Below are 21,376 nucleotides of genomic sequence, written 5' to 3' on the forward strand. Positions count from 1 at the left end.
GGCATTAGGGTCACCGTATTTGATAAGAGAGTCCGCGATGAAATCGATAAAAGCGTTGGTGGTGCTAGCCGTGGTGCTGTTTGCCCAGGCAGCGAGCGCGGCCGAAACGGCCCAGGGCTTGTTGCAACGGGCGGTGGAGTATTACCAGGTGCAGGGCGATGCCGCGCTGGCCGCCTTCAGCCGTCAGGGTGAGTTCACCACTGCTGAGCGCTACGTGTTTGTCGTCGACACCCACGGCATCATGCTCGCCAGCGGCGGCACCTCGGCCGTACTGATTGGCCGTGATGTTTCCACGGTGTTGCCGCCAGAACTGCACAGTGCCTTCGAGCAGGCATTGAAGACTGATGCCAATGCGGGCGTGCAAACGGCGGAGTACCGCTGGAAGAGCTGGGCCAATGGCAAGATCGAGCGCAAGCGCGCGTATTTTCAGCGCGTGGGTGACCGCGTTATTGCCGTGGGCGAGTACGTGCCTCGGGCCTCGCCGGAGCAAGCGCAGGCGTTGCTCAGCCACGCCGCGCAGGCCATCGAAAAAGACCCGGCCGCTAGCTTCAAGGCCATCAACGGGTTGGATCCCGACTTCCACGAAGACGACCTGTATGTGTTTGTGATCGACCTGGCCACCCATCGCTACGTCGCCCACGGCTACAACCTGCGCCTGGTGGGCGTGGACTTCGCCACCATTCAAGACCCGCAACGCAAGCCGGTTGGCGCGCCGATATTGGCGTTGATGGCCAAGCAGAACGAAGGCGGGTACGACTACCGCTGGAAGAACCCGGTGACCAGCAAGGTGGAAGCCAAGCACGCGTTGTTGCGTAAGGTGGGCAAGTATCTGGTGGCGGTGGGTTACTACAAGCCGTGATTTGCGGGGTAACCGCGTAACGGCTGGCCCTCTCCCCAGCCCTCTCCCGCAAGCGGGAGAGGGGGCTGAAGTGGTCAACTAAAACTAGACACCGGTTTAGGTTTAACCAGCCAGCGCTTCGCGCGCTGCTGGTGTTTGGTATTCGTTGTAGCTGTGTGGGCGTTGATGGTTGTAGTACTCGGTGATGTAACGCAGAACATCGCGCTCGGCCAACTCCTGCGTTGTATACCCCAACGAAGGGATCCATTCTGACTTGAGGCTCCTGAAGAAACGCTCCATAGGTGCGTTATCCCAGCAGTTACCCCGCCGACTCATGCTCTGGCGAATCTGATAACTCCAAAGCAATTGGCGAAACGCCAAGCTGCTGTAATGGCTGCCCTGGTCAGAGTGAAAAAGCAGTCCTTGAGGGCATCCGCGAGCCTCAAAGGCGACGCGCAAAGCGCGTTTCGTAAGCTGCGAGTCCGCCCGATCAGAGATGGCCCAGCCGACAATTCGTCGTGCATGCAGATCCATTACAACCGCCAGATAGATCCAGCGCGCGCCAGCCCAGAGGTAAGTCACGTCGCCGCACCACACTTGGTTTGGCTTGCTGGTGGTGAACTGGCGATTCAGTTCATTGGTGGCAATAACGCTTTCACCGTCTGCTTGACGGTACTTATGGCGGCGATGTTGAGTACTGAACAAACCGGCTTCCTGCATCAAACGCCCAGCGAGAAAACGCCCGACCTTAAATCCCTCTTTGTGCAAGGCCGCCGAAAGACTCCTCGCGCCCGCAGATCGCCGGCTTTGAGCATGCAATGTCATCGCACGCTGGCGCAAAAGATCACGCCGCAACGACTCCTTTTTGCGGCTCTGACGCTCCGCATAGAGGCTGCTGCGGTTCACTTCGAACAAGCGACAAAGCAGTGCACAAGGGTATTGCTCGCCCAATGCCTCGACCAGGTGAACTAGTCGAGCGCGCCCGACATCAAGAGAGCGGTAGCCTTTTTTAGAATCTCTTTCTCCTGCTCCAAGCGGCGAACCTGCTTTTCCAGATCCTGAATGCGCCGCTGCTCAGGCGTCAGAGCCTTGCTGCGCTCAGGTGTTCGGCCGTTGCGCTCAAGCGTTAATTGTTCGACCCAACGGCGCATGGCAGTTTCTCCCACACCCATCGCCTTGCAGGCTGCCGGTACCGAGTATCCCTGGTCCACAACCAGACCCGCTGCTTCCAGTTTGAATTCCGAACTAAACACTCTTCTGTTCATATCCACCTCTGCTGTGGGCGAATCTTAACGCCCTATCGAGGTGTCCAGAATCATTAGGCCACTTCAGGCCGACCGCGCAGGATCGGCGAATCGCGGGCTGTTCCCCTCTCCCGCTGGCGGGAGAGGGGCTAGGGGAGAGGGTCGCTTTTGCCTTTAATCAGCGTGGATACAACGGCGGCAACGGACTGGTTTCCTGCGCCGCCGCTGGCGCTTCAGCCGCCGGCAACGCGCGGATGGCTTTCCACAGTTCTTCGCCTTGCCAGTATTGGCCACTCTCGCTGTACAGCGCGCCGTTCAATCCATCCAGGCTTTCCGACAGCGGCACAAACCGCGCCGCCATATCGGCCAGGGTTTCCGGCTGTTGCCGCGCCCAGGCATCGAGCGCCTGGCGGGTGGCTTGCGAGTCGTTGGCCAGGCAGGCGCGCTTGAGGTCGTCCAGCAAGCTGCGTGGGCTGGGGCCCGGTTGCGTGGTGCGCGACACCGCTGGCTGGCGACGGGCATGCCACCACAGGCCAAAGCCGAGCAGGGTGGTGAGGGCCAGCACCAATGTCGCCAGCTGCCACGGCCACAACGGTGGGCCTTCAATCAGCGGTTCGGTGCTGTCGGTGCTCACCGGCGCTTCCACGTCCATGGCCGGATTATTGGCGACCATCAAAGTGCGCGCCGGCACGCTGGTGGTTTCCAGGCGGTCTTCCTTGGTGTTCCACCACACCAGGTCCACGGCGGGCAGCTCGATGCGCCCGCTGCGGTTGGGCACCAGGGCTTCGCGTTCTTCACGGCTGCCGATCAGGCCGCGTTCATTGGTGCTGTTGCTCAGTTGCGGCTGGTCCGGGTAGCGGCGCAGGCCAGGTACGGAAGTCGCCGGCAACGGCGGTAGCTGGGCGCTGGAAAGGCCGTCCACTTTCAATGTCAGGCTACGGGTGAGCGAATCGCCCACCTGGGCTTTGTCTGGCTCCGGGCTCCAGCCTTCGTTAAGTGCCACAGCACGTGCCGGCAGCCACGGCGCATCGGCCGGGTAGTCGTCGGGTTTGGCTTTCACCTCCAGCGGAATTACCGGCGACTTAACCCGCATCAACCGCCCAGGGCGCGGGCCGAAGGGTTGGTAGGTGTTGTTGTTCTGGCTGCGGTCGGCAACCGTGGCACTGAATACCAGCGACGGAATTTCCAGCTCCCCACTTTGCTGCGGGTAGATGGCATAACGCAGCTCGATCACGCCATGGCGCACGCCGTTGATTTCTTTCTCGTAGGTGCGCGGGTCGCCGAGCGATTCGATGCGCGCATTGCCGATTTGCAGCGGGGTGAGGGCGCTGTCGTCGTAGAGCGACACGGAGTGGTAAATGCGCAAGGTCAGAATGGCCTGGGCCTGCACGTAGACGCTGTCTGCATCAAGGCTCGCGTCGATAAACACCGGCGCCACCGATTCACTGTCGGCGTTCTGCTCGGTCTTTATCACTTGCAGGGTAATGGGCTCGCTTTTGTTGTCGCCCAGGCTGATCGACGGAATGACCACGGTGCCGACGTCTTTGGGTTGCAGCGTGATAATCCAGCGCGTGGTGGCGCGGGCCGAGCCGTCGATGGTGGTCAGGCGGTTGATCTGCCGGGTGCCGAGCACGTCGAAGGCTTCATCCAGCGGCGCCAGGTCTGGTTTGCCGAACAGCGTGGCATCGTCGGATTCCAGCGACAGCTCCAGGGTTTCACCTTCGCTCAGGCGGCTGCGATCCACCGAGGCGGTGAAGTTGGCGGCGCTGGCCTGCATGGCCAGCAGGCACAGCAAAAAGGAACAAAACAGACGGGTCATCAACTAGTTCCTGGGTTCTTGGTGTTGTTGCTGTTCGTACCAGAATTTGCGGCGCAGCAGCTCACCCGGGTCGTCGGGGATCTGCCGCAGCCACTGCTCCATGGCTTGGCGCTGTTCGGCGCCGAGGTGCTGCTGTTGGCCATCATCGGCCTGGGGTTTGCCGCCTTCCTTTGGCTCGGCCTTGTTTTGCTTGGCGTCGCTTTCGCCGCCGGCCTGGTCACTCTGGTGATCGGCTTTGGCGTCTTGCTTGGCACCTTGTTGGCCGGCTTGCTGCTGGTCTTGCTGTTTGTTTTGTTCGTCCTGCTTGTCTTGCTGGCTCTGCTGCGGTTGCGGCGGTTGTTTGTTGTCCGCGTCGCTGCCGGGGTTTTGGTCGGGCTGCTTTTGCTGACCCTTTTTGCCTTGCTGCTTTTGCTGCTGCTTGTCTTTTTGCTGCTGTTCTTTTTCCTGTTGCTGCTGTTTTTTCAGCAGGTCTTCGACCAGCGCTTTGTTCTTCAGTGCCTGGGGCAGATCGGGCTGGCGTTCCAGGGCCTGGTCGTAGGCATCCAGCGCCGCTTCCAGTTCGCCGCTGCGGGCCAAGGCGTTGCCGCGGTTGTAGTGGTCGGCGGCGCTTTTACCGGTGGCAAAACGGTTGGCGGCGCCGGCGTAGTCGCCGGCTTCATAGAGCGCCTGGCCTTGCCATTTCGGGTCGTTGAACGTGTCGGCGGCTTCAGCGGCTTTGTGCTGATGCAGCAGGCGAGCACCTTGCTGATCGGCGTTCAGCCACAGGTCGGTGAAGTCGAACGCGTAGCTCGGGCGCGGGCCCATCATCAGCAGCAACGGTAGGCAGAATAGCCAGCCACGCCGACCGGCGCAGGCGGCCAACAGCAACAGAGGCAAGAGCAGCCAGTAACCCTGGTCTGCCCAGGTTTCCAGTTGCGTGGGTTCGCTGTCGCGCAGGCTTTCGGTGTTTTCCAGCAGGCCAAGGTCGCGCAGGTCGGTCTCGTCCAGGCGTGAGCGTAAGTAGTTGCCGCCCAGATCACTGGCGAAACGGCGCAGACCGCCGCTGTCCAGACGCGGCAGCAAAATGCCGCCCTGGGCGTCTTTCAGAAAACCGCCGCCTTCCTGGGCGATGGGTGCGCCTTGGGCAGACCCCACGCCGAGAATTTCCAGACGACTGCCGTTTTTCCCCAGCGCCTGACGAATGCCCTGGCGTTCCTGGTCATCCAGCCCCGAGGTAATAAGCAGCAAGCGACCTTTGCCCTGCGAGCCCTGGTCGAGCAGGGTTAACGCTTTGCCCACAGCCAGATCGGCGCGGCGCCCGGCTTCGGGCATGATCGCCGGCTTTACCGATTCCAAAAGATTGCGCGCGGTGCCCAGGTCGTCAGACAGCGGCACCAAGGTGTGGGCACTGCCGGCATACAGCACGATGCCGGTTTGCGCATCGTGGCGCGCTTCCAGCAGGTCGAGCACTTTTCGCTTGGCGTGTTCCAGGCGATTGGGCTGTACGTCGCCGGCGAGCATCGACGGGGTCATGTCGAGCATGACCACCAGCGGGTCAGCACGTTTCTGGGTGCTTTGTTCCACGTGCTGCCAGCTCGGGCCGAGGAGGGCGAGCACACAGAGCAACCAGGACAACCCGAGGGCAATCCACGGCAACCGACTGACCCGCCGATTGCCGCCACTGAGCAGCACTTTATGAAAGGCCGGTGGCAGCAGCATTTGCCAGCGCCCGGCACGGCGTTGGCGGTGCCAGAGTTGCCAAAGCAGCCACACCAGCAGTGGCAGCAACAGCAGCCAGAACGGGCGTAACCAATGGGGCCAGAGGGCGATCATTGCCGCTTCCTCATACGTGGACGCCATTTCGGCCGGGCGGGCAGGGCTTGTTGCAGGCGGGTTTGCAGCAGGTGCGGCCACAGTGCATTGGCCACCAGAATCAGGCTCATCAGCAGCGCGCCGGCCAGCGGCCAGGCATACAGCTCAAGGGCCGGGCGGGCGATGGTGGGTTGTTGGGCCACGGGTTCAAGTTTGTCCAGGCTGGCTTCGATCAGGGTCAGTTCATCGCTGTCACGGGCGCGGAAGTATTGGCCGCCAGTCATGTCGGCGATCTTCTGCAAGGTGGCTTCGTCCAGGTCCAGGCCAGGGTTCAAACCAAGCATGCCGAAGGCGCCGCGCTCCGGGTCGGCACCAATGCCGATGGTGTAGACCTTGACCTGTTCCTCTGCGGCCAACCGTGCGGCGGTAAGCGGGTCGATCTGCCCGCCGTTGCTCGCGCCGTCGGTAACCAACACCAGCACGCGGCTATTGGCCGGGCGTTGGCGCAGGCGTTTTACCGCCAGGCCGATGGCATCACCGATGGCGGTATTTTTGCCGGCGATGCCGATCAGCGCTTCGTCCAGCCAGATGCGCACGGTGTGGCGGTCGAAAGTCAGTGGTGCCTGCAGATAAGCCTGGCTGCCAAACAGAATGAGGCCCACGCGGTCGCCTTTGCGCCCTTCGATAAAGTCGCCGAGCAGGTTTTTCACCAGGGTCAGGCGGCTGACGTCGTTGTCGTTCCACTGCATATCCTGGTAGTCCATGGAGCCGGACACATCTACCGCGAGCAGCAGGTCGCGGCCACTGGCCGACACCGGCAACGGCTCACCCACCCAGGCCGGGCGCGCGGCCGCGCACAGCAGCAACAACCACAGCAAAGCGAACGGCGCTTGTTGCCGCCAGGCCGGCAGGTTGGCGCGGGCGCGGCGGCCGGCGAGGCCTTCCAGTTCATTGAGAAAACTCACCTTCAGCGCCGCTTCACCGCTGTCCGCCGCAGGCAATACCAGGCGCAGCAACCACGGCAGTGGCAGCAGCACAAACAGCCAGGGCCAGGTGAACTCAAACATGTTTGCGAATCCAGGTGTCGACGGCTTGGTTGAGGCCATCCACGGCCTTGTCGTCGAGTTTGGATTCCGGCCGGTAACCGCCTTCCACCAGAATCATCCAGCGCGTAAGGCCAGCAGCCGGGCAGCGATTGTCGAGGTAGGCCAACCAGGCGCGGCCGCTCATGGTGTGGCTTTGGCTATTGGGGTAATGGCTGCGGCACAGGCGTTTGAGCAGGGCATTCAGTTGCTGTAACCAAGGGCCTGCGTTAACGCCGTCGTAGGGCTTTTTAAGCTGACCGAGTTCTTGCAGGGCGGCCAGGCGCAGTGGGTCCAGCGGCACGTTGGTCTGGTTCTTTTTATTGCGTTGCGGCAGGCGATGACGCAGGCGCCACAACCCCCACAACAGCACGGGAACCAGTGCGACGAGCAACCACCAGCCCGGCGCGGGCGGCCACCAGGAAACCGGCGGCGGGGCAATCAGCGGTTGCAGTTGGTCGAGGGGATTCATTGTTTCTTTCTCGGCCGCTGCGCTTGCAGGTGGTCGCGCAGTTGTTCAATCGGGTCGTTCATCGTGCTCAGCGGAAACAGCGGAACTCCGAGTTTCTGCGCCAACACTTGCCAGCGCGTTTGCCGCGCTTCACCGAGGGCGTGATAGGTCGCGCGCAGCTCGGTGTTGTGGGTATCGAGTTCCAGCAAGGCGCTGCGCTGGCTGAACTGCAGCAGGCCGGCAGCGGGTAGGGCGTGGTCGAGCGGATCGGATATCGGCAGCAACAGCAAATCGGTGTGGCGAGCGAGGAGGGTGAGTTGCTGTTCGGCGCTGTCGTTCAGCGCGCGCTCATCACACAGCACCACCGCAAGGCTGCCAGGGCGCAACACTTCACGGGCGCGGCGCAGGGCCAGTCCGAAGGTGTCGCGGCCAGCGGGAATATCGGCATTAAGATTCTGGTTGGCGCGCACCAAGCGGTTGAGCAATTGCAGCAGGCTCATCTTGCTGCGCCGGGGTTTGATTTCGTGGTGCTCGTTGTCGCCAAACACCAGGCCGCCGACGCGGTCGTTATGGCTCAGTGCGGCCCAGCCAATCAGCGCCGCCACTTGCGCGGCCAGTACGGATTTGAAGGCGAGGCCTGAGCCGAAAAACAGCCGCTGGCTTTGCTCCACCAGAATAAAAATCGGCCGTTCGCGTTCTTCATGGAACAGCTTGGTGTGCGGCTCTTGCGTACGCGCCGTTACGCGCCAGTCGATGGTGCGTACGTCGTCGCCGGGCTGGTACACGCGCACCTGATCAAAGTCCACGCCACGGCCACGCAATTTCGAGTGGTGCAAACCCACCAGCGGGCTGCGCCGCGCCGGCGTGGAAAACAGCTGCACTTCGCGAATGCGGTGACGCATGTCGATCAGTTCGGCCAGGCTGACGCGAATGCCCGGTTCGCTGGCGGCGATAGGTTGCATGGCGATCAGGCCACGGCAACCACATCGAGGATGCGTTGCAGCACCCGGTCCTGGTCGATACCGGCGGCCTCGGCTTCGAACGACAGAATGATGCGGTGACGCAGCACGTCGAACAGCACGGCCTGAATATCTTCCGGCGACACGAAATCACGGCCGGCCAACCAGGCGTGGGCGCGGGCGCAACGGTCAAGGGAAATGGAACCGCGCGGGCTGGCGCCATAGGAAATCCACTCGGCCAGTTCCGGGTCGAACTTGGCCGGGGTGCGCGTGGCCATCACCAGCTGCACCAGGTATTCCTCCACCGCGTCGGCCATATATAAGCCGAGCACTTCTTTGCGCGCGGCGAAGATGGCTTGCTGGCTCACTTTATGTTCCGGCTTGGTTTCACCGTTCAGGGCTTCGCCGCGAGCTTGCTGGAGAATCTTGCGTTCCACCGAGGCGTCGGGGAAACCGATTTTCACGTACATCAGAAAGCGGTCGAGCTGAGCCTCGGGCAACGGATAGGTGCCTTCCTGCTCAATCGGGTTTTGCGTGGCCATTACCAAAAACAGCGGCGACAGATCGTAGGTGCTGCGCCCCACACTCACCTGGCGCTCGGCCATGGCTTCGAGCAACGCCGATTGCACCTTGGCCGGGGCCCGGTTGATTTCGTCCGCCAGCACCAGATTGTGGAAAATCGGCCCCTGCTGGAACACAAAGCTGCCGGTTTCCGGACGATAGATTTCCGTGCCGGTGATGTCGGCAGGCAGCAAATCGGGGGTGAACTGAATGCGGTGGAATTCGGCCTCGACGCCTTCTGCCAGTTCCTTGATCGCCTTGGTCTTGGCCAGACCTGGCGCGCCTTCCACCAGAATATGGCCGTCGGCGAGGAGGGCAATCAACAACCGCTCGATGAGTTTTTCCTGGCCCAGAATCTGCGTGGAGAGAAATTGACGCAGGGCGACTAGCGCTTCGCGGTGTTCCATCGTGGAAGGTTTCCTGGCGGATTGACGAGGTGCAACGGCTCACAGCCAGCGGCTAGGCCTGCGGGGTGGCTGCGAATGGCGTGACACTTTAATGCATAACGAGGAGTGGCGGCTATCGTGCGCGGGGGGAATGAGCGGCGGGTCACGCACAACACCGTCGTTCCAGCGCAGGCATGTCGATGGTGTGAAAGTTTTCACCGTCATTCCTGCGCAGGCAGGAATCCAGAGTCGTTCAGGAGAGCGGTGATCGTTCCGACATCCGGAATGCCGGACCACTGGGTCCCAGCCTTCGCTGGGGCGACGGAGGTTTGCGCCCAACTTCCGTCATTCCTGCGCAGGCAGGAATCCAGAGTCGTTCAGGAGAGCGGTGATCGTTCCGACATCCGGAATGCCGGACCACTGGGTCCCAGCCTGCGCTGGGACGACGGTGGTTTTGTACCGACTGGTGTACAAGCGCCGGAATAGAGCACCGCATCTGTTGACCGAATATGTCGCCCCATCGCAATCCCTCGGTCACAGCCTATCGTTAAGCTACGCGTGACTTGATGGTCGCCGCGTGCACTGGCGGGTTTCAACAATGGCCTAGACTGTTGTGCAACCCGAATAGCAAGGTGCCCTGCCCATGTAATTGTCGGCACCGGCACACGGCGCGTTCGGTCAGGTATGAATTCAGCGAGCTCTTCCATGAATAACAAACCCCGCGGAGCATAACCATGGCGTTCTTTACGGCGGCCAGCAAAGCCGACTTTCAGCAGCAACTGCAAGCGGCACTGGCGCAGCACGTTAGCGAACAGGCATTGGCACAAGTTGCCCTGTTCGCCGAGCAATTTTTCGGCATCATCGCCCTCGAGGAACTGACCCAGCGTCGCCTCTCTGACCTCGTCGGCTGCACCTTGTCAGCCTGGCGCCTGCTGGAGCGCTTCGACAGCGCCAAGCCGCAGGTGCGGGTCTTCAACCCCGATTACGAAAAACATGGTTGGCAGTCCACCCACACCGCCGTGGAAGTGCTGCACCCCGACGTGCCGTTTCTGGTCGACTCGGTACGCATGGAACTGAACCGCCGCGGTTACAGCATCCATACCCTGCAAAACAGCGTGCTCAGCACCCGTCGCAACAAGAAAGGCGAGCTGCTGGAAGTGTTGGCCAAAGGCGCCACCGGCAAAGACGTGCAGCAAGAGTCGCTGATCTTTCTGGAGATCGACCGCAGCGCCAACGCCACCGATATGCGCACGCTCGAAAATGCGCTGCTCGAAGTATTGGAAGAAGTGCGCATCACCGTCGCCGACTTCCAGCCGATGCGTAACAAGGTCACCGAACTGCTCACCTGGTTGGGCAAAGCCAAGCTCAAGGTTGACGCCGCTGAGCTGGCGGAAATCAAAGTGTTCCTCGCCTGGCTGATGGAACACCACTTCACGTTTTTGGGTTACGAAGAATTCACCGTGGCGGATGAGGCCGAAGGCGGCCATATCACCTACGACGAGAGCAGCCTGTTGGGGCTGTCCAAGCGCCTGCGCACCGGCCTCACCGCCGCGGACCTGCATATCGAAGAGTACGCCGTAAAATACCTGCGCGAGCCGGTGCTGCTGTCGTTCGCCAAGGCCGCGCAACCCAGCCGCGTGCACCGCCCGGCGTACCCGGATTTTGTCTCCATCCGTGAGTTGGATGCCAAGGGCAAGGTCGTGAAGGAATGCCGCTTTATGGGCATTTACACCTCCATCGCCTACAGCGAAAGCGTGCGCAGCATTCCGTATATCCGCCGCAAGGTTGCCGAGGTCGAGCAGCGTTCAGGCTTTACCGCGCAGGGTCACCTGGGCAAAGAGCTGGTGAAAGTGCTGGAAGTGCTGCCGCGCGATGACCTGTTCCAAACCCCGGTCGACGAGCTGTACAACACCTCGCTGGCCATCGTGCAGATTCAGGAACGCAACAAAATCCGCCTGTTCCTGCGCGCCGATCCGTACGGCCGTTTTGTGTACGCGCTGGCCTATGTGCCGCGCGACGTGTACTCCACCGAAAGCCGCATCCGCATTCAGCAAGTGCTGGTCGACCGCCTGCAAGCCACCGACTGCGAGTTCTGGACCTACTTCTCCGAGTCCGTACTGGCCCGCGTGCAATTCATTCTGCGCATCGACCCGAAAACCAAGCTGAACATCGACCAGGCGCAGATCGAGCGCGAAGTCATTCAAGCCTGCCGCTCGTGGAAAGACGATTACGCCGGCCTTGTGGTGGAAAGCCTCGGCGAAGCCAAAGGCACCCGCGTGCTTGCCGACTTCCCGAAAAGCTTCCCCGCCGGCTACCGCGAGCGCTTTGCACCGCACTCCGCTGTGGTGGATATGCAGCACCTGCTGAGCCTGTCGGACGAACGTCCGCTGGTGATGAGCTTCTACCAGCCGCTAAGCGCCGGTGGCCAGGAACTGCACTGCAAGCTCTACCACGCCGACACGCCGCTGGCGCTTTCGGACGTGCTGCCGATTCTGGAAAACCTCGGCCTGCGCGTGCTGGGTGAATTCCCGTACCGCCTGCACCACCAGAACGGCCGCGAATTCTGGATTCACGACTTCGCCTTCACCTACGCCGAAGGCCTGGACCTGGATATCCAGCAACTCAACGACACGCTGCAAGACGCCTTCGTGCAGATCGTCGGTGGCGCCGCCGAAAACGACGCCTTCAACCGCCTGGTCCTCACCGCCGCTATGCCGTGGCGCGACGTGGCCTTGCTGCGTGCCTACGCCCGCTACCTGAAACAGATTCGCCTGGGCTTCGACCTCAGCTATATCGCCAGCGCCTTGCTCAACCACGTCGACATCGCCAAGGAACTGGTGCGTCTGTTCAAAACCCGTTTCTACCTGGCGCGCAAGCTGACGGCTGACGATCTGGCCGACAAACAGCTGCGTCTAGAACAGGCGATTCTCACCGCCCTGGACGACGTAGCGGTGCTGAACGAAGACCGCATCCTGCGGCGCTACCTGGACCTGATCAAAGCCACCCTGCGCACCAACTTCTACCAGGCCGATGCCGACGGTAAAGCCAAGCCTTACTTCAGCTTCAAATTCAACTCGCGCACCATCGCCGACCTGCCGAAACCGGTGCCGTTGTTCGAAATCTTCGTGTACTCGCCACGGGTGGAAGGCGTGCACCTGCGCGGCGGCAAAGTAGCGCGCGGCGGCTTGCGCTGGTCCGACCGTGAAGAGGACTACCGCACCGAAGTGCTCGGCCTGGTGAAAGCCCAGCAAGTGAAAAACGCGGTGATCGTGCCGGTGGGCGCCAAGGGCGGTTTCGTACCACGCCGCATGCCGATTGGCGGCAGCCGCGATGAAGTGCTGGCCGAAGGCATCGCCTGCTACCGCATCTTTATTTCCGGCCTGTTGGACATTACCGACAACCTGAAAGAAGGCGACGTAGTACCGCCGCAAAACGTCGTACGCCACGACGAAGACGACCCGTACCTGGTGGTGGCCGCGGACAAAGGCACCGCCACCTTCTCCGACATTGCCAACGGCATTGCCGGCGAATACGGCTTCTGGCTCGGCGACGCGTTCGCCTCCGGCGGCTCGGCCGGCTACGACCACAAAGGCATGGGCATTACCGCGAAAGGCGGCTGGGTTTCGGTGCAACGCCACTTCCGCGAACGCGGCATCGATGTGCAGAAAGACCTGACCACCGTGATCGGGATCGGCGACATGGCCGGCGACGTATTCGGCAACGGCCTGCTGCTGTCGGACAAACTGCAAATGGTCGCCGCCTTCAACCACCTGCATATCTTTATCGACCCGAACCCGGATGCAGCCTCGAGCTTTGTAGAACGCAAACGCCTGTTCGACCTGCCGCGCTCCAGCTGGGCCGACTACGACGCTTCGCTGATTTCCAAAGGCGGCGGTCTGTTTTTGCGCAGCGCCAAAAGCATCGCCATCAGCCCGGAAATGAAAGAACGCTTCGACATAACCGCCGACAAGCTGCCACCCACCGAACTGCTCAACGCCTTGCTTAAAGCACCGGTGGATTTGCTGTGGAACGGCGGCATCGGCACCTACGTAAAAGCCAGCACCGAAAGCCACGTAGACGTCGGCGACAAAGCCAACGACGCCCTGCGCGTCGACGGCCGCGAACTGCGCGCCAAGGTGGTGGGCGAGGGCGGCAACCTCGGCATGACCCAACTGGGCCGCGTTGAATACGGCCTGAATGGCGGCGCGAGCAACACCGATTTTATCGACAACGCCGGTGGTGTGGACTGCTCCGACCACGAAGTGAACATCAAGATTCTGCTCAACGAAATCGTCGCCGCCGGCGACATGACCGGCAAACAGCGCAACAAACTGCTGGCCGAAATGACCGACGCCGTGGGCAGCCTGGTGTTGGCCAACAACTACAAGCAAACCCAGGCATTGTCCCTGGCCCAACGCCGCGCACGCGGCAGCATGGGCGAATACAAACGCCTGATTACCGCCCTGGAAGCCGCCGGCAAACTCGACCGCCCCATGGAGTTCTTGCCCACCGACGAGCAACTGGCCGAGCGCGTCTCCAACGGCCATGGCCTGACCCGGCCGGAGCTGTCGGTGCTGATCAGCTACAGCAAAATCGACCTCAAGGAATCGCTGCTCACCTCCCTGGTGCCGGACGACGACTACCTGGCGCGCGAAATGGAAATCGCCTTCCCGCCGCTGCTGGCGAAGAAGTTCGGTGAAGCCATGCGCCGCCACCGCCTCAAACGCGAGATCGTCAGCAACCAGATCGCCAACGACCTGGTCAACCACATGGGCATCACCTTCGTGCAGCGCCTGAAGGAATCCACCGGCATGAGCGCCGCCAACGTGGCCGGCGCCTATGTGATCGTGCGGGACGTCTTCCGTCTGCCGTACTGGTGGGCGCAGATCGAAGCACTCGACTACAAAGTGCCCGCCGACCTGCAGCTGCAGCTGATGGACGAACTGATGCGCCTCGGCCGGCGCGCCACGCGCTGGTTCCTGCGCAGCCGCCGCAACGAACTGGACGCCGCCCGCGACGTCGGCCACTTCGCCCCACGCCTGGAAGCGTTAGCCAAACAGCTCGACGGCCTGCTCGAAGGCCCGGCGCGTGAACAATGGCTGGCCAAATTCCAGAACTACGTGGAACAAGGCGTACCCGAAGAACTGGCGCGCGTAGTGGCCGGCACCAGCCACCTCTACACCCTGCTGCCGATCATCGAAGCCGCCGACATCACCGGCCAGGACCCGGCCCAGGTGGCGGCCGCGTACTTCGCCGTGGGTGGCACGCTGGAACTGTCGTGGTACCTGCAACAGATCACCAGCCTGCCGGTAGAAAACAACTGGCAAGCGCTGGCCCGCGAAGCCTTTCGCGACGACCTCGACTGGCAACAGCGGGCCATCACCGTGTCGGTACTACAAATGGCCGACGCCCCGGCGGATATGGAAGAACGCACCCAGGTGTGGATCGAACAGCATCGGCCGATGGTTGATCGCTGGAAGGCCATGCTCGGCGAACTGCGTGCAGCCACGGGGACGGATTACGCCATGTATGCAGTGGCGAATCGGGAGTTGATGGACTTGTCGCAGCGCGGGTGAGGGCTGTGTAACGCAGCAAAAGGAAGCCCCGCTTAGTGCGGGGCTTTTTTTATGGGTGCTATCGGGACACTGAGTAAAGGCTATCGAGGCTAACCGGAGCGCCGGACCGGTCTCTCCCACATGTATTGCGCGCTCTTGTGGGAGAGCGCTTCAGCCTCGATTCCTGTAAACGAAAATGCCAGCCCCGCCCAACCAACTATCGCAATGCCCGTGGCCATGTGCTCTAGTAGCGCGCAACTGCTACGACAAGGATGTGTAAATGCGGTCGATCTCGCACAAGGTCAAAACCTACCGGCGGCAATTCCGCCCGATCCCTTCCTACGTGTTCAACTCACGTATCTTTTGTCTGACTTTTACGCTCGCCACTGTTCTGACGGCGGCTATCGCGCTGTCCGTGATAGCCAGTGTGGTCTACGGTTCAACCGCTTACTCCCACATTCCTTGGGTCGTTCTGTCTGTCGAGTTGGCGCTGATATGTGGCTTCGTTCAATTGATCGTAGAGGCCAATAAACGCCGCTACTTGCGCTCAAACCCGGGCGCTGCAGAACCCAAACTTCGGCGTGCGTTAATGGCTACTGAGAAGGAGCGAGTCGCCACCATCATCGAGCTGTTTGGCGAGCAACGAGACTTCGAAGTGCTGGCCCGATCGCTAATCGACAAGTGGGAATGGCACCAGTCAATCGACGCCAAGTCCGGTGACCCGGTTGTTAAAAAAGCGCGAGCCTTTTTCGGTATTCCCGCTGCGAGCAACTTTGCCTCATACCTGGGCGGGCTTCTCGCGGTGGTGGCGGCCATCGTCGTAACCTTGCTGGATAAGCAAACCTTTTATGCGCAACTGCCGACACTTTTCAGCGACATCGGCGAAATTTCCTGGCTGATAACCAAACACTTGGTCTTTCCCTTTGCCGTCGTGGTAATCCCGCTGGCATCGCTGATAGGCAGCGCGCGATCAGTTGCCGAGCGACTTATTGAAAAAGCCAACGACGACTACCTAAGTCAGGCGAGTTTCTTCAGCTTTATCAAAGAACTTCTAGAGCTACAGGAACGCAAAGAGCGACGGATATTGATGGTGACCACAGGCGTCGCTTATTGGGCATTTCGATTGGGCACGGCGCCAATGCCGGAGCTGCCAAGGCTATATCGCAATATGAAACGCTCCAGGCGGCTTGGAAGCATTCGACGTGGGCGTTTGGCTGGGGTCGCGCGGCTTGGTGCGGACGCCAACTAAAACCGGGGAGACCGGAGAAATGCGAACTTGTATTTTGGTGATCGTTGCTAGTTCGGCGTTAATCAGCATGGCGAAAGCAGATGGTGTATGGCGGGCGTCTAGCGCCAATGGATATCAGACCTTGTTAGCCATGGATGAGGGGGATCACCTTGTTTTTAAGTATGTGTCCGAATCGCCGCTTTCTCGCTGTGAAGTGCCTGGCTATGCAACTGAAACAACGCCCACCACCCCACAAGAAAAGACTTATGTGTTCCGCAACGACCCGGAACACCAACGGTGGAAAGGTAACTTCGAAGGTTATCTTGTGAGTTCTAAAAAAAGTGCTCAATGCGTAATTTTATTCAGCTTCAAAGGCAATGTGGTGGAAGTGAGCAAGGGTGAAGGTGACTGTAGAAACTTCTGCGGAGTGCAAGGTGGAATCGGAGGGGTTTTGGAGAAGATTTCAGATTATTAGCTTAAATGGCGCCTGACTAGCGAGAAAGAAGAGACGGGAAGGGGCGGCCAAAATTAGAGCAGATTAATAAATCTGTCCGCTTTTTTATCTCCAGAGATTGCGGTAAGTATCTGAAGTAATGAGGAGCGAGTAATGATTAGGTCGGTTAGAGCTGGTCTAGTTAGGTTGGTTGTGGTTATTTTCGTTTTGTTGAGCCTGTCCATCGGTTTTCAATTCTTTGGTTTTTTTGAGCACGATAAAGAAAGATTGGTCGGTATTACATCAAAAGGGAAGAAGGTGCCTTGCAGCGTAGAGGTCAAAGGAACCGGTCCCTGTTATGTGCCGGATCCAAACGGCACGAAATTCACCCTGAGAATTCCGCCCGAAATGCAAGGGATTGGTAATCTAAGGCGGTACGAATTTGATGTCGTCTTGTCCGTCTATGTGACAAAACAAGAGATTAGGCCAGTCATTAGTTTTAGAGATCTAAGGCCTTTGGCTGGGAGTGAAATTAGTTACATTTCTTCAGGGCAGTTAACTGTTTCAGCAGCAGATGAAGAAGAGTCGTCTGATGAGTTTGTGAGGCGGGAGGTTGATTTTTGGCAAGTGGGGAATAGAAGTTATAGAATTATTCCCAGCGACGTAAAAAATACCTATTTGTACGATGATGTAAATTGCGCTGGCAAAGATGGCGCGACCATTGCTCGACTTAATGAGTGCGGTGAAAGAAGGAGGATATATGTTTCGACAAATTACTCTTATGCTTACGCATCCTGTGCGGCACCTCCAATCTCTGGCGAGGGTGAAAAAAGTTTTTCTTGTAAAGTTGTAAGCAGAGTGGCTCCGGGGTTGAAAGTAAGGTATTTGATTTATGGCAGTCATCTAGTTGATGGCAGTTGGATTGAGTTCGATAAAAGAATACGAGAGTACATTGGTACTTTGGAAGCTAAATAACGCACATGGTGAAGATGTGGAATGCCTTATCTAGATGATGTAAAGACAAAAGGAGGGCGGATTTATCAAGCGGCTCTAATTTTATTGCGTAGAGTATTTTAAAAACCGGATTCGCTGAACGCTTGTTTAGAGAGCGATAACAGCGCTGAGAATTAACTGCGAGGGGAAAACCTAAACCAGGACGAATTAATAAATCCTCCCCCTTTTAGGTCTTATGGGCTTCTATCGGGAAACCGAGTAAAGACCGTCAAGGCTCAAGCCGATTCTGCAATCTTGACACCTGACCAGGACCCTCGGCCGCATCTGTCCTTTGAAATGTCATGCGCTTCGTGTATCAAACGACGGTGTATGCGATTGCCTTCATAAGGGACTAAGTGTCGTCAGTTCAGGAGAACGTCCATGGTCAAACCGCAGTTTCGTAACCTCGCTTTTATCCTTCTATTGGCGCCGCTTTCGGCGACTACTCAGGCCGATGAATCCAGCAACTGGGGCACTGCTTCGGCTGCCGTGTTCGCGGTGCCATGTATGGGTGGCTCAGGGCTCAGCGATTCGCCCAAATGCGTACGCCTGGCCATGCAGGCCACCTGCAAGGACATCAAGAACGAAGCTGCCCGGCTGCAATGTTTCGAGCAGATACCGTCCAAGTCGCAGCGTAAAGCCCGCGCCAAGTCGGTGGCCGATAACCGCCTGGCCAACGTCGCCGCCACGCCTGCCAAGGAAAAGCCGCTGGGTGAGGAGCCGTTTGGAGTTGAGATGTTGCTGGGTGCTCAACGCTCAGCAACGACTGAGCCGTTTGGTGGGCAGGCAGGCTCGTCTACTGGCGCCACAAGCGAGAAGGATTGACGTGAGTTCGCTTGGAGACACCAGCACGTTATCGCTCGCTCAACGCCTGCACTATTCTGCGCGGGTGTATGCGGCGGTAGATAAGTACTTTGCCCACTGGGAAGGGGGGTCGCGCGCTGAGTTTGAGGTGAATTTCAACGCACACCTGGAGGAGTCGGTTGCCAGCAACAGCAGAGCCGACTACGCAAAATCGTTGCTGCGGCTGGCCGCCAGCCTGAAAAACGCCCACACCTTTTTCTTTGATAGCTGGATGCAAAGGTGCTTTGGCCAACCGCTCGGGTTTGCGCTGTACCGGGTTGATAACGCGTGGTTGGTGGTGCGTTCCCAGCGGCAGCAACTCCCAGTGGGCAGCACTGTGCAGCAAATCGACGGTCAGGCCATCGACGAGTTTTATCTGGAGCTGGCGCCCCTGATATCGGCCAGTAGCGAACGCGCGCGCGCAGCCAAACTCACCAGTTCAGCTGCGCTTTGGCCGCAGGTGTTCTCCCTTACGCTAGGGACGGGCGTGACGGTTTCCATCGACCGCTCCGAAGCCCTGGCCGAACCGGTATTGAATAGACCACCCGACGAACTCGCACCCATCTACCACCCGATCAAATCGTTCTCCCATCCAGACTTTGAACGCGCAGCCATCGACTTTTTCGCGACCAATGCCGCGCGTTCTTCGCTCATTCTTGATTTGCGTGGCAATGGTGGCGGCAGCACACCGGTACGGCTTATTGGCGCCCTGATGGCCGAGTGGCTTTGGCCGAAAATCGGCGAGCGAGAACACCAAAGCGGGCGGGAGGCTGAGTTATCTACCGCCACGATCAGAGACGATCCGCCGAGCCTTGAACTGTTCGAGAAAACGCGTGTGGCGCTACGTTTCAAACAACCAGTACTGAAGAAATCCAACCCCGTATTTACCCGCCAGTTGATCGTGCTGATTGATCGAGGCTGCGCCTCCGCCTGCGAGAACCTGATTCTGGCACTCAAACAACGCCCGAGAACCACGCTAGTGGGGGAGAGTACGTTTGGCAGTAGCGGGCAACCGTATTTCACTTCGATTGGTACCGACATGATTTTTGCCGTCGGTGCGAGGCGTGAGTATTTGAGCGATGGGCGCGCACTTGAGGGAGTGGGGATTGAACCGGATATAGAGGTGGCGCTGGACGTCGCAGATTTGCTGGTGGGTCATGACGCAGTGTTGGCGATGGCGGCAAGGCTGGTGGTTCGTTAGGAACAAACTCGTCTCGTGTTCCGACAATAGGTGGACGAATCTCCGGAAAGAAAAAGCTGGTGTGCACACAGCACACCCTACGTGTGACATTTCCCGCAGACGTTTTTAGCCCAAAAAAGCCGTTGCCATCTCCGCCGAGCCCATCCTATAGTCCCGCCGTCGCTACACATTAGCGATTGGGTTTGGCGACCCAAAGTTCGGAATGCGCATAAGCGCCCATCTCTGTGAAGCAGGCGCTTTTTTTGCGTCCGCTGCACAGCTATGGCGGCTGTGCGCGGGATACCTTCGGGTATGCCGGTGTGCTTCCGAACCGGTTCGCCAACCCGTGTACAGCTGCCACCCTATCGTTTGGCGACGAGTCGTGGCGGTCCTCTCACTTTTCGGAAGGATTCACCATGAAAGCAAAATCCAAAATAACCACGTTCCAACCCTTCGACCTCGCGGGCAGCGAACCGCTGTTCCTGGTCAATGCCGGCGCACCTGTCGAAGAGGCGCTCGCACGAGCGGCCGACTTGATGATGTACGTCGAAACCCTGGCTGCCGCTGACTCGCTGATGAATAAAGATCACGAGCGGGCCATTCTGCAGACCTTGAGTGAAATGGCTAAAGCGCTGACTAGAGCGTGCCAGGGCGCGGCTGCCTAAAGGGTGTTTGCCGGGCGTGCGGAGAAGGGGGCGTAGCCCCCTTTTTTATAGGCTTGGTTTCTGTAGGGCGGAGTTGTGGGGGTTGTCACAGCGGATGCTGTGATGAATTTGCTGCACCTGGCATCTGATATTCACACCGCGCACAAGGAGAACCGTGCATGCAAAAAATCAAAGCCTATTTCGACCGCCATGGCTCGGATGCATTTCGCATCGGCGAGGGCCGTATCAGTGGCTATATCTCGGCCGCCACCGGGTTGCTCAGTTTGCTGGCGGTGTTGTGTTTTCTCTTTCCTGAATGGCTGACCTTTGCCGAGTTTCGCAAGGTATACAGCGAGCAGTTTGCCCGCACGGCGCTGCTGATCGGGCTGGCCGTTTCCTTTGCCTTGGGCACGCTGAATATTCTTTTAAACAACCGTAAGCGCCTGGGCATCACCGGCATGGTGAGTTCGGGGGCGGCGCTATTGCTGGGTGGCACCAATATTCAGTTCGACACGGTGGGGCATTCGCCGTATTCGCTGGGGTTGGACTGGTTCATTCTGGCGTTGCTGGTGTCGGCCATCGTGTTTATTCCGCTGGAAAAGCTGTACGCCAAAGACCCGGAGCTGAAGATTCTGCGGCCGCATTGGCGCACGGACCTGTGCTACTTCTTTGTCAGCCATATGGCGGTGCAATTTATCCTGATTTTTGTCACGGCCTCGTCGAGCTTTCTGGCCGGTTGGGCGGTGTCGGATACGGTGCAGGGGTTCGTTCGCGGCCTGCCAATTGCGGTGCAGTTTGTGATGGCGGTGTTTGTCGCGGACCTGGGCCAATACTGGCTGCATCGTCTGTATCACGTGGTGCCGTGGATGTGGAAGTTCCACGCGGTGCATCACTCCAGCACCTCCATGGACTGGCTGGCGGGTTCGCGGGTGCATTTTGCCGAGGTGTTGCTGACGCGCACCGGGGTGTTGGTGCCGCTGATGTTGCTGGGCTTTTCGACCGAGGCGATGAATGCCTATGTAATTCTGATCGGCGTGCAGGCGGTGTTGGCGCATGCGAATGTGAAGATCAATGGCGGCTGGCTGAATTACATTCTGGTGTTGCCTCGTTATCACCATTGGCACCACGCGCGGCACATTGATTACATCTACAAGAATTACGCGATTCACACGCCGCTGGTGGACATGCTGTTCGGCACGTTCAAGCTGCCGCCGAACGAGTGGCCCAAGCGTTATGGGGTGTTTGGCAAGGAATTGCCTAACGGGATGCTCAAGCAGTTGGTGTATCCGTTGAAGAAGAAAGAGCCGGTTTAGTGAAAGTAGAAGCCCCGCCAAGTGCGGGGCTTTTTGTTGCGCTTGATCTGGCCTTT

15 protein-coding genes and 1 pseudogene are annotated in these 21,376 nt (G+C 59.3%); 9 read left to right on the top strand and 7 right to left on the bottom strand.

All coding sequences use genetic code 11. The features are described 5' to 3' along the window. Positions 1-37: 37 nt before the first annotated feature. Complete coding sequence (locus AC0V2S_RS17130; protein WP_475510777.1) at positions 38-859, top strand: cache domain-containing protein; 822 nt, start codon at positions 38-40, stop codon at positions 857-859. A gap of 77 nt (positions 860-936) precedes the next feature. Here AC0V2S_RS17130 and AC0V2S_RS17135 read toward each other — a convergent pair. The 7 genes and pseudogenes from AC0V2S_RS17135 to AC0V2S_RS17165 all read right to left on the bottom strand — a co-directional run. Next, positions 937-2,103 (bottom strand): annotated as a pseudogene (locus AC0V2S_RS17135) (IS3 family transposase); the annotation flags it as partial. Positions 2,104-2,260: 157 nt separating this feature from the next. Next, the gene (locus tag AC0V2S_RS17140) at positions 2,261-3,901 is read right to left on the bottom strand and encodes a BatD family protein (RefSeq protein ID WP_475510778.1); all 1,641 of its coding nucleotides are present in this window, start codon (positions 3,899-3,901) and stop codon (positions 2,261-2,263) included. Between the two features lie 3 nt (positions 3,902-3,904). Continuing rightward, positions 3,905-5,713: a VWA domain-containing protein gene (locus tag AC0V2S_RS17145; protein WP_475510779.1), complete on the bottom strand. Its 1,809-nt coding sequence runs from the start codon at positions 5,711-5,713 to the stop codon at positions 3,905-3,907. Continuing rightward, positions 5,710-6,759: a vWA domain-containing protein gene (locus AC0V2S_RS17150; protein ID WP_475510780.1), complete on the bottom strand. Its 1,050-nt coding sequence runs from the start codon at positions 6,757-6,759 to the stop codon at positions 5,710-5,712. The genes AC0V2S_RS17145 and AC0V2S_RS17150 overlap by 4 nt, the downstream gene beginning before the upstream one ends. Beyond that, on the bottom strand, positions 6,752-7,246 hold the full coding sequence (locus tag AC0V2S_RS17155) for a DUF4381 domain-containing protein (RefSeq protein WP_475510781.1): 495 nt from the start codon (positions 7,244-7,246) through the stop codon (positions 6,752-6,754). The genes AC0V2S_RS17150 and AC0V2S_RS17155 overlap by 8 nt, the downstream gene beginning before the upstream one ends. After that, positions 7,243-8,187: a DUF58 domain-containing protein gene (locus AC0V2S_RS17160; protein WP_475510782.1), complete on the bottom strand. Its 945-nt coding sequence runs from the start codon at positions 8,185-8,187 to the stop codon at positions 7,243-7,245. The genes AC0V2S_RS17155 and AC0V2S_RS17160 overlap by 4 nt, the downstream gene beginning before the upstream one ends. 5 nt (positions 8,188-8,192) lie before the next feature. Then, complete coding sequence (locus tag AC0V2S_RS17165) at positions 8,193-9,152, bottom strand: AAA family ATPase (RefSeq protein WP_475510783.1); 960 nt, start codon at positions 9,150-9,152, stop codon at positions 8,193-8,195. 713 nt (positions 9,153-9,865) lie between these two features. Here AC0V2S_RS17165 and AC0V2S_RS17170 point away from each other — a divergent pair. The 8 genes from AC0V2S_RS17170 to AC0V2S_RS17205 all read left to right on the top strand — a co-directional run bounded on the left by AC0V2S_RS17170 (position 9,866) and on the right by AC0V2S_RS17205 (position 21,320). Further along, positions 9,866-14,707, top strand: coding sequence for an NAD-glutamate dehydrogenase (locus AC0V2S_RS17170; protein ID WP_475510784.1), 4,842 nt, complete (start codon positions 9,866-9,868; stop codon positions 14,705-14,707). Positions 14,708-14,966: 259 nt separating this feature from the next. Further along, positions 14,967-15,935: a hypothetical protein gene (locus AC0V2S_RS17175; protein ID WP_475510785.1), complete on the top strand. Its 969-nt coding sequence runs from the start codon at positions 14,967-14,969 to the stop codon at positions 15,933-15,935. A 19-nt stretch (positions 15,936-15,954) separates the two neighbouring features. Continuing rightward, a complete protein-coding gene (locus AC0V2S_RS17180; RefSeq protein ID WP_475510786.1) occupies positions 15,955-16,389 on the top strand; it encodes a hypothetical protein in 435 nt (144 codons plus the stop codon). A gap of 132 nt (positions 16,390-16,521) precedes the next feature. Then, a complete protein-coding gene (locus AC0V2S_RS17185; RefSeq protein ID WP_475510787.1) occupies positions 16,522-17,322 on the top strand; it encodes a hypothetical protein in 801 nt (266 codons plus the stop codon). A gap of 399 nt (positions 17,323-17,721) precedes the next feature. Further along, the gene (locus AC0V2S_RS17190; protein WP_475510788.1) at positions 17,722-18,165 is read left to right on the top strand and encodes a hypothetical protein; all 444 of its coding nucleotides are present in this window, start codon (positions 17,722-17,724) and stop codon (positions 18,163-18,165) included. Further along, positions 18,086-19,384, top strand: coding sequence for a S41 family peptidase (locus AC0V2S_RS17195; RefSeq protein ID WP_475510789.1), 1,299 nt, complete (start codon positions 18,086-18,088; stop codon positions 19,382-19,384). Before AC0V2S_RS17190 ends, AC0V2S_RS17195 begins: the two co-directional genes overlap by 80 nt. A 395-nt stretch (positions 19,385-19,779) precedes the next feature. After that, a complete protein-coding gene (locus tag AC0V2S_RS17200; protein WP_475510790.1) occupies positions 19,780-20,028 on the top strand; it encodes a DUF3077 domain-containing protein in 249 nt (82 codons plus the stop codon). Positions 20,029-20,186: 158 nt separating this feature from the next. After that, positions 20,187-21,320 carry a sterol desaturase family protein gene (locus AC0V2S_RS17205; RefSeq protein ID WP_475510791.1) on the top strand — a complete coding sequence of 378 codons (1,134 nt, stop codon included), beginning with the start codon at positions 20,187-20,189 and terminating at the stop codon, positions 21,318-21,320. Positions 21,321-21,376: the final 56 nt, after the last annotated feature.

It is taken from the genome of Pseudomonas sp. CC11G (genome assembly GCF_056174845.1).